Source organism: Streptomyces sp. NBC_00358, assembly GCF_036099295.1.
GTDB lineage: Bacteria > Actinomycetota > Actinomycetes > Streptomycetales > Streptomycetaceae > Streptomyces.
In genome coordinates this window covers 1,525,663-1,539,760 of the sequence record NZ_CP107976.1, presented here as the reverse complement: position 1 = coordinate 1,539,760, position 14,098 = coordinate 1,525,663, and the positions used below count along the sequence as shown (strand labels likewise).

The following is a 14,098-nucleotide window of genomic DNA, read 5'->3' as shown; positions in this document are numbered from 1 at the left end:
CGCCTTGGCCCCAAGGCGTCAGCGGAGCACTTGGTGCTCAACGACGGGAGACCCCCATGCAGCGGCTCTCCGCGTCCTTCGGACGCGATGCACTGGCCCGAGTGACGGGCAAGCGCGAGGCACACCCTGTGATCCGTAGAGACCTCCTGAGAGTCATGGCGGTCACAGGCTCCCTCGTGCTCACCGCGGCCCCTGTGCCGGCCTCGTTCGCGGCGGACGGCGCCGGGGCGGCCCACGCGCGGGGCGGCGCCTCCGTGGCGGACCCGCAGGACGCCGCGCTGGCCTTCGACTCCAGCGCCTACACGACGATCACCGTCTCGGTCGACGGCCGGCCGATGAACGTGCGCTGGTACAAGGAGATCTGCTACGTCGCGAACCCGGTCGCCGCGGCGGCGCAGCAGCCCGGCGGCCCCGGCGGCGGCAGCACCACGATCCCCAACACCGCCTGCGGCTACGAGAGCATGAACGTGTTCGTCCCCGAAAGCGCCTTCGCCGACCAGCGGGCGCCGATCTACTTCGCGGTGAACAACGCCGGCTGGATGGCCAGTTACATCAAGGCCGGAGTGACCGACGGCGCCTCCTACGACAGCGCGACGAGCAACGTCGGCGCCGCGCTGAAAGCCGGCTACGTCTTCGCCGACATCGCCAACCGCAGCCGCGGACTGATCGGCGCCGACGGCACGTCTCCGGGCAAGGCCCCTGCCGCGGTGGTCGACGCCAAGGCCGCCGTCCGCTACCTGCGCCTCAACGACGCGACGATGCCCGGCAGCGCCGAGCGGATCGTCGTGAACGGCACCAGCGGCGGCGGCGCCCTGGCCTCGATCCTGGGCGCCTCCGGCAACAGCGCCGAGTACGACCCCTACCTGGCCGCGGTCGGCGCCGCGGGCATCGACGCGAAGGGCCAAAGCACCCTGCGCGACGACGTGTTCGCCGTCAACGCGTACTGCCCGATCACCGACCTCGGCAACGCCGACACCGCCTATGAGTGGCTGTACAACATCCTCGCCACCCGCGACTCCACGGGCGAGAACCCCTCGCCGGCGGACGCCGCCGCCATCGCGGCCCGGTTTCCCGCGTACGAGCAGCGCCTCGGGCTGCGCAACCCCGACGGCTCCCGGCTCACCGCCGCGAACATGCTCGACACCATCAGGAAAGAGGTCATCCGCTCAGCGGAGACCTACATGAAGGCGGATCCCGCCAACACGATTCCGCCTCTGGGCGGCACGTTCGAGATCCAGTCCGGTGGTCCCGGAGGCCCGCCCACCACCAAGTCGTACGTCAACGACTGGATCGACGCGGACAACGCCACCGACAAGGTGCTCTCCGTCGACATGGCGAAGTACCTCGCGTTCGTCGCCACCCAGGCCGTCCTCAAGACGACTCCCGCCTTCGACGCGGTGGGCGTCAACGGCAACACCACCAGCGGCACCGAGACCAACCTCTTCGGCCCACCGACCCAGAAGTACATGAACTACACCGAGTACAGCTGGAATCACAACAACGTCGCCGGTGACGGAAGCGGCACGGACGACACCGGGCTCACCTGGGACCAGTACACCAGCAGGAGGAGCACCACCGTCGACGACCAGGTCCACCTGATCAATCCGATGGACTTCGTCGGCACCGGCGCCGACACCGCGCCGAACTGGTACGTGCGCGCCGGCACCCGCGACCGCGACACGTCGTTCATCGTCTCGGTCAACCTCGACCGCGCCCTCGAAGCGGACAAGCAGGTCAAGAACGTCGACTACCAGCTCGCCTGGAACCAGCCGCACGCCGGCAACTACGACGTGCCCGAGGCCATGGCCTGGATCGCCGACGTCGTCCGCGACGCCGGCACCCCGCCCGCCCCCGGCCACCACGGATAGCCCGGCCGGCGGTGGGCCGACGCGCGGCGCCGGGCCTTGAGGGTGTCTCGTTGGCCGACTGATCAGCCGGCGGAACCCTTTGGGTGTCTGCCCGTCCGGCCGCAGGATCGCCCCTACTCTTCGACGGCGGTAGCAGCGCTGCGCTGAATGGAGAGGGCCGCTCGAAGCCCTCTGCGGCCAAGTCCTGTCGCTGATCAGCAGCAGGACTTGGCGCTCGCGCGCCGGTTCGGCACGGACCTCCAGGATCGCGGTCGCCGCCTCACGCTCACCGAGCTTCGCGCCCGCCGGGCTCACAGCATTGGCACGCCGGCGGGTGCGATCGTCGGACAGCATCAAAGGAAGGCGCTGCCGTCGCCCATCAGCGGCCGCGGGGGCGGCGGGAGATCGTCTGAGGGAGCTTTCCCGTCTTCCAGTAGCCGTCGAGGATCTTGAGCAGGCGCTCGGGGTCGTCGAAGACCTCAGAGATCCGGTCGCCGTACTGCTCAAGGAGCGGGTCACTTTCGACCATCTTGCGGCCTGCACCCGTGAAGGACGACGAGTAGGCATGACAGTCGCCGCACCACAGGTAGTTGATCCACGAAGGCTCGCTCCGGCCGTACTTCGTGTGATGGTAAAGACGCATGGTCGTGCGGCCGCAGATTGGGCAGGTTCGTTCGGCCACGGGCAAGTGCAGCTGAGCGCCGAGGGCCTCGCGATGGTGATGGTCGTAGGGCCGGGTCATGGAGTGGGGACCTCTGAGGGCAGGGGTGGTGGGCACGGCTGGGGCCGGCTGCGACGGGATTTGGTCTCGTCGCAGCCGGCCCGGTGAGGCCGCCATGCTGCTCGATGCTGCGGGTCCACGGGCCAGGAATTCGATGTGCGGCAGGCACCGCTCTCTGATTCTCCGTCAGTTCATGCTCAGTGACGGGGCTCTCAATGCGGTCAGGACCGCCGTTCCGTACGCTGGTTCCGCCTGTTGACCTTGACGCCGGAGCGGATACCCGAGGACGCCTACCCTTCCACCTGCCAATGGATCAGAGCTCAGCAATGGGTCGGCGTCAGTGTCTGAAAAGGCAGGCCGGGAACAGTTGGAAGCTGACCGTTGTAGAGTGAAAAACGCCCTTGACCTGCACGAGCAGGCAGGGAGCCGACATTCCGGAGTTGCCTCGATGCTTCGTACCATGTTCAAGTCCAAGATCCACCGTGCCACGGTCACCCAGGCCGACCTGCACTACGTCGGATCCGTCACCATCGACGCCGATCTGCTGGACGCCGCCGATCTGCTGCCCGGTGAGCTCGTCCACATCGTCGACATCACCAACGGTGCCCGCCTGGAGACGTACGTCATCGAGGGGGAGCGCGGGTCGGGGGTCGTCGGGATCAACGGAGCGGCGGCCCATCTCGTGCATCCCGGTGACCTGGTGATCATCATCAGTTACGCTCAGGTGACCGACGCCGAGGCGCGGGCGCTGCGGCCGAGCGTCGTGCACGTGGACCGCGACAACCGGATCGTGGCCCTCGGCGCCGACCCGTCCGAGCCGGTACCGGGCTCGGACCAGCGGCGCAGCCCGCAGGCCGTCACCGCCTGATCGGCGGGCGGCGTCATCGCAGGACCCCTGGACCGACGACCCGAGGAGTGCCCGTGAGCGACATCGAGATCCGCGACGACCGGCCGGCCGGCCGCCTTGAGGCGTTCGCCGGAGACCAAGTGGTCGGGCACATCGAGTACTTCGTCCTGGAGGAACCCGCCCGGGCTCTCGTCCCCGTGCACACCATCGTGGAACCCGAGCACGAGGGCCAGGGCATCGCCGGCTCCCTCGCCCGTGAGCTGTACGTCATCGCCGCACGCGAGGGAGTCGTCGTCGCGCCGCTCTGCCCGTACGTCGTGAAGTGGGCGGAGCGTCACCCGGCGGAGGCTCCTGCGGCCGACCCGGAACTGCTGAAGGCCGCGGTGGAGTGGCTCAAGGCGCACCCGGGACGCTTCTGATGGCAGGGGCGCCGCGCCCGCCCCACTCCGGACCGCTCGCCCTGCTGCACACCTCACCGGCGCACGTCCCCGTCTTCGACGCGCTGCGCGACGAGGACCGTCCGGGCCTGGAACTGCGGCACTCGGTCGACGAGGAGCTGCTGGCCAGGGCCCGGCGCGACGGGCCCGAAGCGGTGGCCGACGAGGTGCGGGCACTGCTCACCAGGGCCGTCGCCGACGGCGCCCGGGCCGTGCTCTGCACCTGCTCGACCATCGGGGACATCGCCGAGCGGACCGACGCCGGGGTGCCCGTGCTCCGCGTGGACCGGCCCATGGCCGCCGCCGCGGTGGCCGCGGGCCCCCGCGTCGTCGTCCTCGCGACGGTCGCGAGCACCCTGCGACCGACCGTCGCCCTAGTCGAGGAGGAGGCCCGCCGCGCGGGTCGCCCCGTGGACGTCCGTACGGCCTTGGTCGAGGGCGCGTGGGCGCTGTTCGAGGCGGGCGACACGGACGGCTGTGCCCGTGCGGTGGCCGCCGCCGCGGACGAGGTCACCGACGCCGACGCGATCGTCCTCGCCCAGGCCTCCATGGCACCGGCCCAGCGGCTCACCACCACCTCGGTGCGTGTGCTGTCGAGCCCCCGTCCGGGACTCGCCGCGGCGGCGGACGCGATCCGCGCGACGCACGCCGGTCCCTAGGGCCCACCAGTGCGGGGCGCCCCCGCATAGGCCCACCTGGACGCCGTCCCTTGCGCGACGGGGTGAGTGGGTGAGCCGGGGCCGGGTACGCGTGGGACAAGTCCAGAGCCGACGCACCGACAGGCTGGAGGACCACCATGACGCATCCGTACCCCGACCCCGTGCCGCCGGGACCCACCCCCGGGCCGAGCCCCGAGCCCCCGGGGCCCAGTCCGTTCCCGGACCCGACGCCGAAGCCGGGCGGTCCCGATCCCGTACCCGGACCGAACCCCGATCCCGCCCCCGGTCCGGAGCCCGTCCCGTCCCCCTCCCCGATCCCGAAGCCGCCAGGCCCCGACCCGGTACCGGAACCCCAGCCCCGGCCGGAACCGCTGTCCTGACGGACGTCCGGCGCTCGGGCCCGACGGGTGCCCGGCCGCGGTGCGTGAGCGACCGGGGCTCGCGCCTGCGGCCGTGACGCGCCTCAGGCCGGGGCGCCGCGCCGAGGCCGACTCGCGCGAGCTCTCGCGAAGGGCACGCGAGTTCTCGCGAAGGGCATGTGGGCAGTGCGCCTCTACAGGCCGTGAGCAAGTGCGCCCCAACAGGCCGTGGACGAACGGCACATGGCCTGCCCGTGGCCCGTCACGCCGGACAGGGCCGAGGGAGCCGACCCCGATGACCGGCGTCTCCGGCGGTTCCATAAACTCGCCCGGTGAACAACATACGGTGCTCCCAATGCGGCGCGGTGGGGCTGGAACAGGGCTTCGTCGAGGACTCGGGACAGGGCAGTCGCGGCTTCGCGCGGTGGATCCAAGGCGCCCTGGAACGAGGCCCGATGGGTGGTGCCAAGAGGATGGGCCGTGCGCATTGGCAGATAGACGCCTTTCGCTGCCCCACCTGCGCCCACCTGGAACTGTTCGCCGCCCAGCGGGACTAGGTCAGCCCCAGCCCCAGCCCCGCGCCCGGCACTTCAGCAGCGGGCGCGGTCCAGCCCGGCACCCGGAGTGGCCCGAGCCCCTGCCGTCCCGGGCATGCCGAAGCCGCCACGGGCCCGGATTCGGGAACGTGACGGCTTCGGCGGCGGAGCGTGGTGTCCGGCCCGGGCGCCGGCCCTGGAGCCCGGGTGGCCACAGGCTTACGGGCCCGTCGGCCACGGGGTTACGGCCCGGGCGGTGAGAGTCCTGCGGTCCCCGGACAGCCCTACGCCCCGACCTCCGACCGGTCGCCGCCCCACAGCGTGTGGAACGAGCCCTCGCGGTCCGTCCTGCGGTACGTGTGCGCGCCGAAGAAGTCCCGCTGCCCCTGGGTGAGGGCGGCCGGCAGACGTTCGGCGCGCAGGGCGTCGTAGTAGGCGAGCGCGGCCGAGAAGCCCGGCGTCGGTACGCCCTGGCGGGTCGCGGCGACGAGGACCTCGCGCCAGTCGTCCTGGGCCGCCGCGATCTCCTGGGCGAACGTCTCGTCCGACAGCAGGCTCGGCAGGTCGGGCCGGGTGTCGTAGGCGGCGCGGATACGGTCGAGGAAGGCCGCCCGGATGATGCAGCCGCCGCGCCAGATCGAGGCGACGGAACCGAGGTCGATGTTCCAGTCGTACTCGTCGCTGCCCGCGATGATCTCGTGGAAGCCCTGCGTGTACGAGACGATCTTCGACGCGTACAGCGCCTGCTCGACCCGGTCCGCGAAGGCGGCGGCCTCGGACTCGCCGAGCTTCTGAGCCGTCGGACCGGCGAGGCCGCGCGAGGCGGCGCGCAGGTCGGCGTGCCCGGACAGGGAGCGGGCGAAGACCGCCTCGGCGATACCGGACACCGGCACGCCCAGGTCGAGCGCGATCTGCACGGTCCAGCGGCCCGTGCCCTTCTGCTCGGCCCGGTCCTGGACCACGTCCACGAACGGCTTGCCCGTCGCCGCGTCCACGTGCGACAGCACCTCGGCGGTGATCTCGATCAGATACGAGTCGAGCCGGCCCGTGTTCCAGGTGCGGAAGATGTCCGCGATCTGCGCGGGGGAGTACCCGGCGACGTCGCGGAGCAGCTGGTAGGCCTCGCCGATGAGCTGCATGTCGGCGTACTCGATGCCGTTGTGGACCATCTTCACGAAGTGCCCGGCGCCGTCGGGACCCACGTGCGTGACACACGGCGACCCGTCCGTCGCCTTCGCGGAGATCTTCTCCAGCATCGGGCCGAGCGAGGCATACGACTCGACGGAGCCGCCGGGCATGATGCTCGGCCCGTTCAGCGCGCCCTCCTCGCCGCCGGAGACGCCCGTGCCGACGAAGTGGATGCCCTGCTCGCGCAGCGCGCGCTCACGCCGCCGGGTGTCCGCGAAATGCGCGTTGCCGCCGTCGATGATCATGTCGCCGGGCTCCAGGAGCGGGGCGAACTCCTGGATCACCGCGTCGGTCGGATCGCCCGCCTTCACCATGATCACCAGGCGGCGGGGCCGCTCCAGCGCCGCCACGAACTCCTTCGCTGTCTCGGCCGCCACGAACGTGCCCTCGTGGCCGAACTCCTCCACCAGCGCGTTCGTCTTCGCCACGGTGCGGTTGTGTACGGCGACCGCGTAGCCGTTGCGTGCGAAGTTGCGGGCGAGATTGCGCCCCATGACCGCGAGACCCGTGACGCCGATCTGGGCTGAAGTGCTCATTCGGTTGGCTCCTAAGAAGTGCGGTAAGTCCGGCCGCTGACAAGGGTGAAGAATCCTGCTGTCGGTGCTGCCGGCTGTGCTCGTCCGTGCTGCCGGCCAGTATTGCCCCAGGCCATCCTGACGTGTCGGAGGTGTCCACGCAGGGGGACGTCCCGGCGCCACGGGGGCGGAATTCGGACAGGTCGTACGCCGTCGGGTGCCGGGCCCGGGGGCCCCGGCCGCCGCGGATACGGTTCCCGACTCCGCGGCGGCCCTTCCGGGGACCGGGGCGGCCGTCCTTCGCCGGACCCGGGAACTTCGACGCGGACGGGCCTGGAAGCGGCCGGGGTGAACCCGTGCCGAGGGGCGGCCCGGTCACCCACCGTGCCGGGCGCGGCGGGCCCGGCGGCAGCGCGAATACCGGTCAACCGCCTTTTCGGAGCGACCGGTTGCCGCCTTGTCCTGTCCTGTTCCCAACGCTTACTTTTGCCGCTCCTGACGCATGTCGAGGGGGCTACCTCATGGCCGTACGCGGTCGGCACCGCCGGTATCAGCCGAACAGGATCAATCGCGCCTCACTCACCGTCACGGCGGGAGGCGCCGGGATCGCGCTCCCGTTCGTCGGCGCCGGGGTCGCCCACGCGGCCGATGTCGGGACCTGGAACAAGGTCGCCGCCTGCGAGTCCAGCGGCAACTGGAGCATCAACACCGGCAACGGCTATTACGGCGGACTCCAGTTCACCCGGTCCACCTGGGACGCGTACGGCGGCAGGGCCTACGCGCGGCGCGCGGACCAGGCCACGAAGGACCAGCAGATAGCCGTCGCCGAGAAGGTGCTCAAGGGCCAGGGGCCCGGCGCCTGGCCGGTGTGTTCGGTGCACGGCGGACTGACCAGAGGTGGCGCGACCCCCGACATCGAGCCGGCGGGGACCGCGCCGCGAACGGCGAAGCAGCGCTCGGTGCGGGACGTGAAGCCGCAGACGACGCCGCAGTCGCAGGCCGGGACCGCCGAGATGTACACCGTCGTCCACGGCGACACGCTGTCCGGTATCGCCGACTCCCGGCATGTCCAGGGCGGCTGGCAGGACCTGTACGCGGCGAACCGTACGACCGTGGGCTCCGACCCCGACCTGATCCTGCCGGGCCAGCGCCTCGAACTGGGCGGCAAGGCCCGAACGCCCGCGCACACACGGCACCCGTCGACGAAGACGCCGACGAAGTCGCCCGAACGGGCTCCGGCGAAGAAGGCCTCGACCCACACGACGGCCCCGCACAGAGCCACCCCGCACAGGACGACCCCGGACAAGGCCGAGACGCACTCCCTCGTCGCCCCGGTGCACGCCGCGACCGGCACCCCCTACCGTGCCACCGGCTCCCACTGGTCGAAGGGCTACCACACGGGCGTCGACTTCCCGGTGCCGACCGGTACCTCCGTCGCGGCGGTCGCCGCCGGTCATGTGGTGAGCTCGGGCTGGGGCGGATCGTTCGGCTACCAGGTGGTGATCCGGCACGCCGACGGCCGCTACACGCAGTACGGCCATCTCTCAGCGATCTCGGTGAAGGCCGGGCAGAGTGTGGTGGCCGGCCAGCGCATCGGCCGTTCCGGGTCCACGGGCAACAGCACGGGCCCGCATCTGCACTTCGAGGTGCGGACGGGGCCCGGCTTCGGTTCCGACATCGACCCGGTGGCCTACCTCCGGGCCGGCGGCGTCAGGATTTGACGCGGGTGCGGCGGTGCTTGACGAACGGCATCGGCACGTAGGGCACGCCGAGCATGGCGGTCAGGAACGGCAGCTCGTCCCTGGCCGCCGGGGCCTGCGCCGCGACGATCTCCATGGCCGGCACGGCGGCCTTCAGCGGAGCCGGTACGGGCACCCCTCCGGCGCCTGAGGGATGCGAACCCGGCGTGAACCCGTCGCCGCCCCGGGAGGGTTTGGGCACCCCGGCCAGCAGTTCCTCCACGGCAGCCTCGCCGACCGTGACAGCACCGAGGTCGGCGACGGCAGGGACGGCGGAGGCCGCAGAGACGGGGGCCGCAGGGACAACAGGGACGGCAGGGACAGGGGACTCGGGGAGCCTGCGGTCCGATACGACCTGGACGACCTGGACGACCGGCTGAGGAGCGACCGGCCCGGCAAGCTGTGCCTCCCCGTAGGCCGCCTCGGCCGTGACAACCACCGGAACCGGTCCGTCCGCCGTGTCCGCCGCCGCAACCGGTCCGTCGGCCGTGTCCGCCACCGCAACCAGTTCGTCGGCGGTGACCTCCGCGGCCACCGCGGCCGGCTCGTCCGTCGGACGCTGCGCGTCCGCCGGTGGCAGGTCCGGGCGCTCCGGGAGCGCGCTCGCCGCTCGGTCGCTGCTGCCGATCCGCTCGGTCGTCAGCAGGATCAGACCGCCCGCCGCGACGACGCCGCAGCTCAGCGCGAGCGCGGTGCCGGTCGTGCCGTAGCGGAAGGTCTCACCGAACATCGTGATGCCGACCGCGGCCGCCACGACGGGGTTCACGACCGTCAGCGTGGCCAGCGGCGCCTCCAGGCCCGCGCCGCGGTAGGAGGCCTGCGAGAGCAGCATGCCGGCCGTGGCGAAGGCACCTATGGCCGCGAGGCTCGACAGGTCGGCGAGCGAGACGTGCCGTGACCAGTCCACCGCGACGGTCTTGGTGAACACGGAGGACATGCTGAACGCGATGCCCGACGCGACCGCCAGCAGTACGGCGCGCACGGCCGGGTGCCGGTGCGCCGCGCGCCCGGCGACCATGAGGGCCGCGACCGCGCCGCCCGCCACCACGGCCAGCGCCACGCGCTGGGCATTGCTCAGGGACTGCGCGTCGGACGCGCCCACCAGGGCCAGCAGACCGGCCAGACCGACGGTGGCCATGATCGCGCCGCGCCAGGCCGCCGCTCCGGCCTTGCGGCCGACGAAGAGGGCCGCCATCGGAAGCGCGAAGACGATGGTCAGCGCGCCGAGCGGCTGGACGAGACTCAGCGGGCCGAACGCGAGGGCGACCACGTGCAGCAGCCCGCCCAGGGCGGTCAGCGCCACGGCGGCCCACCAGCCCGGCTTGCGCAGCGGTGCGTAGGTCTGGCCGGGAGAGGACACCGCGACCTGCTCCTGAATGATCGCCCCGCCCGCATACGCGACGGCCGAGACGAACGAGAGCACCACGGACAAAGCGAGGGCACTCACGAGTCCCTCCTCTGCGTACGGCGCGGAGCAGCACCCCGGCGCGACGAACGTTCGGCTTCCATGGAAACAACGATGCCCCGTGATTTAGTTCGCGTCGTCGTCCCTGAGCAGTCATTGGGTCCTACTGCCGATGGAGTACGGATCGCCCCTTGTCCTCCCCAGGGTGGGCGACACCAGGGACCGATCCACTGCTGGTTACCCCTAGGGGACTTGGTACTACTGGTCTTCGTGGACCTCGACCCCCGACTCACCGTGCTCGACAGGCTCGGCGGATTCTTCGTACTACGCACCGGCGTACCGCCGCGCGGCCCCCTGCCCACCCTCGCGAGCGCCTGGGCGGACCCGCGATCCGGGACCCCCGCGGAGGTTTACGCGGATCCGACAACTTTTCGCGTAGAGAAGGTCGCGCGGAGTATTCGGGCGCCGGAGTCGCGGACCGCGGTCTCGGTGGCCCAGCAGGGTCTGGCCGCCCGGTTCTGGTCCATCGCGCTCGGTGCCGCCGCGCTCTGCGGCCAGGTGCCCGACCTCGACCCTGAGCTGCTGCGCTGGGACCCGGACGCCGCCGCTCCGGACGACCTGTGGCTCTCCGAGGTCCGGGTCCGGCCCGTGACCGATCTCGACGCGGTCGTGCGCGCCGGTCTTCTCGTCCCGCTGAGCGCGGCCCTGCGCTCGCGGTACCGCGTCTCGCCGGGCCTGCTGTGGGGCAACGCGGGCTCCGCCCTGGCCGGGACCGTCCGTCAGCTCGACCGCTGGGCGCTCGTCCACGAACGCCCGGAGGTGGGGGAGCGGGCCAGGGAGCTGGCCGGCCGGCTCTTCGCGCACCCCGACCTCGTCGGCACCCTCGACCCGAGGACGCTCCGCCGCCGGAGCTGCTGCCTCTACTACCGGGTGCCCGGCGGCGGAGTCTGCGGCGACTGCTGCTTCGACCGCCCGCCGCGGCCCGCGCCCGGCCGGACCTGACCGAGGGGCTTTCCGCGTGGTCTTCCGTATCGGCTTCAACTGAGTGACCATGAGGGGCACCAACCGGCTACGACGGGGGTTCTGTGTGCGCGTGGGACTGCTGACCCGGGAGTATCCGCCGGACGTGTACGGCGGTGCGGGCGTCCATGTCGAGTTCCTCGCGCGGGAGTTGCGCGCCCTCACGGAACTCGACGTGCACTGCTGGGGCGAGGGCGGCACGGGCGGGGTCGTCCGTCACCGGCCCTGGCCCGCACTCGACGGCGCCAACGACGCCCTGCGCACCTTCTCCGTGGACCTGTCCATCGCCGCCGCTCTCGAAGGCCGCGAACTGGTCCACTCCCACACCTGGTACGCCAACCTCGCGGGGCACTTCGGGAAGCTCCTGCACGGCATCCCGCATGTGATGACCGCCCACTCCCTCGAACCGCTGCGCCCCTGGAAGGCCGAGCAACTGGGCGGTGGCTACGCCCTGTCCGGTTGGGCCGAGCGCACCGCCATCGAGTCCGCGGACGCCGTGATCGCGGTATCCGGGGCCATGCGCGAGGACATCCTCGGCTGCTACCCGGTCCTGGACCCGGCCAGGGTGCGCGTCGTGCACAACGGCATCGACACCGCCCTCTACCGGCCCGACCCCGGCACCGACGTCCTGGAGCGGATCGGCCTGGACACCGGGCGCCCGTACATCCTGTTCGTCGGCCGCATCACCCGGCAGAAGGGTGTGCCCCATCTCCTGCGCGCGGTACGGGACATCGACCCGGCCGCGCAGGTGGTGCTGTGCGCGGGTGCCCCCGACACCCCCGAGATCGACCGGGAGTTCCGCGAGCTGTACCAGGAGCTGAGCGCGGTGCGCGACGGCGTGCACTGGATCCCGCAGATGCTGCCGCGCCCCGACGTGATCCAACTCCTCACGCACGCGGCCGTGTTCGTGTGCCCCTCGGTGTACGAGCCGCTCGGCATCGTCAATCTGGAGGCGATGGCCTGCGGGACGGCGGTGGTCGCCTCACGCGTCGGCGGCATCCCCGAGGTCGTCGAGCACGGCGAGACGGGCCTGCTGGTGCCGCTCCAGGACGACTTCGAGGCCGCTCTCGCGACGGCCCTGGACTCCGTGCTCGCCGACCCCGCAGCGGCCCGCCGGATGGGCGAGGCCGGACGGCTGCGCGCGGTACGGGAGTTCGGCTGGGACGCGGTCGCGCGAAAGACCGTCCAGTTGTACGAGGAAGTCCTCAAACCGGGGTAACCATCGGACAGGTGAGCTTCAGAGACACGGGCGGGTCCGGGTGTCCGGGCCCGGTCCGACCGGGCTTAGAGGGGCGGCGGCATGCGGCGCGGAGGACCTTCGGTGCTGGGAATCGTACTGGCGGGCGGTGAGGGAAAGCGGCTGATGCCGCTCACGGCGGACCGGGCGAAACCGGCGGTGACCTTCGGCGGCACGTACCGCCTCGTGGACTTCGTCCTCTCCAATCTCGTGAACGCCGACATCCTGCGCATCTGCGTGCTCACGCAGTACAAGTCGCACTCGCTGGACCGGCACATCACCACCACCTGGCGGATGTCGAGCCTGCTCGGCAACTACGTGACGCCCGTCCCGGCCCAGCAGCGGCTCGGCCCCCGCTGGTACCTGGGCAGCGCGGACGCGATCCTCCAGTCGCTGAACCTGATCCACGACGAACAGCCCGAGTACGTCGCGGTGTTCGGCGCCGACCACGTCTATCGGATGGACCCCCGGCAGATGCTCGCCCAGCACATCGAGGGCGGTGCGGGAGTGACGGTCGCCGGGATCAGGGTGCCGCGCGCCGAGTCGTCGTCCTTCGGGGTCATCAGCCCCGGATCCGACGGCCAGAGCGTGCGGGGCTTCCTGGAGAAGCCCGCCGACCCGCCCGGCCTCGCGGACGACCCCGAGTGCGTCTTCGCCTCGATGGGCAACTACATCTTCACCACCAAGGCCCTCGTCGAGGCGCTCCAGCGGGACGCCGAGGACGAGCACTCCGTGCACGACATGGGCGGTTCGATCCTGCCCGCGCTCACCGAGCGCGGCGAGGCCCAGCTCTACGACTTCAGCGACAACCACGTGCCCGGCGAGACCACCCGTGACCAGGGCTACTGGCGCGACGTGGGAACCCTCGACGCCTACTACGACGCCCACATGGACCTGATCGCGGAGCGTCCCGCCTTCAATCTCTTCAACCGGAGCTGGCCCGTCTACACGAGCTCCGGTCAGCTCTCGCCCGCGCGCTTCAACGCCGGGGGGATCGCGAGCGAGTCCATCATCAGCGCGGGGTGCCTGATCCGCGGGCAGGTGACGCGGTCGGTGCTGTCGCCGGGCGTGGTCGTCGATCCGGGCGCGGTGGTGCAGGGCTCGATCCTGCACGACAACGTGAAGATAGGGCGGGGTGCCGTGGTGCGCGGGGCGGTGCTCGACAAGAACGTCGAGGTACCGCCGGGCGCGACGATCGGCGTCAACCCGGAGCGCGACTCCGACCTCTACACGGTCTCCAAGGGCGGCGTGATCGCCCTGGGCAAGGGCCAGCTCGTGCCGTGACCGCCGGTGGCGGCGGTCACGGACACCCCCGGCCGGCCGCGTGCGGCGACGGCCCCGGAGTCCCGGCTCGACGAGCCGGGACTCCGGGGCCTTTGTCATGTCCCTGGACATGAGCCGAGGGCGCGTGTTGTCATGCCAACTGCCGTGCATGACAACGTTGTACAGCTCTGACAACGATGTCATAGACGGTGACGGTCTCGGACGCGCCGTGCCCGGACGCGACGCGTACGGCGGGATCTCCTCCGGTTGCCCGGAAAGCCGGTCTCCCGCCCCGACCATGCATGTGGACAACGATGTCGATCAC

12 protein-coding genes are annotated in these 14,098 nt (G+C 71.4%); 9 read left to right on the top strand and 3 right to left on the bottom strand.

The features are described from left to right. Positions 1-155 precede the first annotated feature (155 nt). Complete coding sequence (locus OHT01_RS06465) at positions 156-1,868, top strand: subtype B tannase (protein WP_328552154.1); 1,713 nt, start codon at positions 156-158, stop codon at positions 1,866-1,868. Positions 1,869-2,226: 358 nt separating this feature from the next. Here OHT01_RS06465 and OHT01_RS06460 read toward each other — a convergent pair whose 3' ends face one another. Next, entirely contained in the window at positions 2,227-2,490 is a 264-nt protein-coding gene (locus OHT01_RS06460; protein ID WP_328552153.1) for a hypothetical protein, read from the bottom strand. A 526-nt stretch (positions 2,491-3,016) separates the two neighbouring features. On the opposite strand from OHT01_RS06460, the gene panD reads away from it, so the two are divergent. From panD to OHT01_RS06440, 4 genes are all read left to right on the top strand, one after another. Further along, positions 3,017-3,436 (top strand): aspartate 1-decarboxylase, encoded by a 420-nt coding sequence (gene panD / locus OHT01_RS06455; RefSeq protein WP_328552152.1) that lies wholly within the window; start codon positions 3,017-3,019, stop codon positions 3,434-3,436. A gap of 53 nt (positions 3,437-3,489) precedes the next feature. Continuing rightward, positions 3,490-3,834, top strand: a complete 345-nt coding sequence (locus OHT01_RS06450; protein ID WP_328552151.1) for a GNAT family N-acetyltransferase — start codon at positions 3,490-3,492, stop codon at positions 3,832-3,834. Then, positions 3,834-4,511: an aspartate/glutamate racemase family protein gene (locus tag OHT01_RS06445; RefSeq protein WP_328552150.1), complete on the top strand. Its 678-nt coding sequence runs from the start codon at positions 3,834-3,836 to the stop codon at positions 4,509-4,511. Before OHT01_RS06450 ends, OHT01_RS06445 begins: the two co-directional genes overlap by 1 nt. Positions 4,512-5,202: 691 nt before the next feature. After that, on the top strand, positions 5,203-5,427 hold the full coding sequence (locus tag OHT01_RS06440) for a hypothetical protein (RefSeq protein ID WP_328552149.1): 225 nt from the start codon (positions 5,203-5,205) through the stop codon (positions 5,425-5,427). 263 nt (positions 5,428-5,690) lie between these two features. Here OHT01_RS06440 and gndA read toward each other — a convergent pair whose 3' ends face one another. Beyond that, positions 5,691-7,130, bottom strand: coding sequence for an NADP-dependent phosphogluconate dehydrogenase (gene gndA, locus OHT01_RS06435; RefSeq protein ID WP_328552148.1), 1,440 nt, complete (start codon positions 7,128-7,130; stop codon positions 5,691-5,693). Positions 7,131-7,630: 500 nt separating this feature from the next. Between gndA and OHT01_RS06430 the strand changes: the two genes are divergently transcribed. Continuing rightward, on the top strand, positions 7,631-8,830 hold the full coding sequence (locus OHT01_RS06430; RefSeq protein WP_328552147.1) for a transglycosylase family protein: 1,200 nt from the start codon (positions 7,631-7,633) through the stop codon (positions 8,828-8,830). Here the strand turns inward: OHT01_RS06430 and OHT01_RS06425 are convergent. Then, positions 8,820-10,295, bottom strand: a complete 1,476-nt coding sequence (locus tag OHT01_RS06425; protein ID WP_328552146.1) for a DMT family transporter — start codon at positions 10,293-10,295, stop codon at positions 8,820-8,822. The two genes, OHT01_RS06430 and OHT01_RS06425, sit on opposite strands and share 11 nt — an antisense overlap. Before the next feature lie 210 nt (positions 10,296-10,505). Here OHT01_RS06425 and OHT01_RS06420 point away from each other — a divergent pair, with 210 nt between their 5' ends. The 3 genes from OHT01_RS06420 to glgC all read left to right on the top strand — a co-directional run bounded on the left by OHT01_RS06420 (position 10,506) and on the right by glgC (position 13,794). Further along, a complete protein-coding gene (locus tag OHT01_RS06420; RefSeq protein ID WP_328552145.1) occupies positions 10,506-11,255 on the top strand; it encodes a (2Fe-2S)-binding protein in 750 nt (249 codons plus the stop codon). Positions 11,256-11,340: 85 nt separating this feature from the next. After that, a complete protein-coding gene (gene glgA, locus OHT01_RS06415) occupies positions 11,341-12,492 on the top strand; it encodes a glycogen synthase (RefSeq protein ID WP_328558039.1) in 1,152 nt (383 codons plus the stop codon). Between the two features lie 81 nt (positions 12,493-12,573). Beyond that, positions 12,574-13,794 (top strand): glucose-1-phosphate adenylyltransferase, encoded by a 1,221-nt coding sequence (glgC, locus tag OHT01_RS06410; RefSeq protein ID WP_328552144.1) that lies wholly within the window; start codon positions 12,574-12,576, stop codon positions 13,792-13,794. Positions 13,795-14,098: the final 304 nt, after the last annotated feature.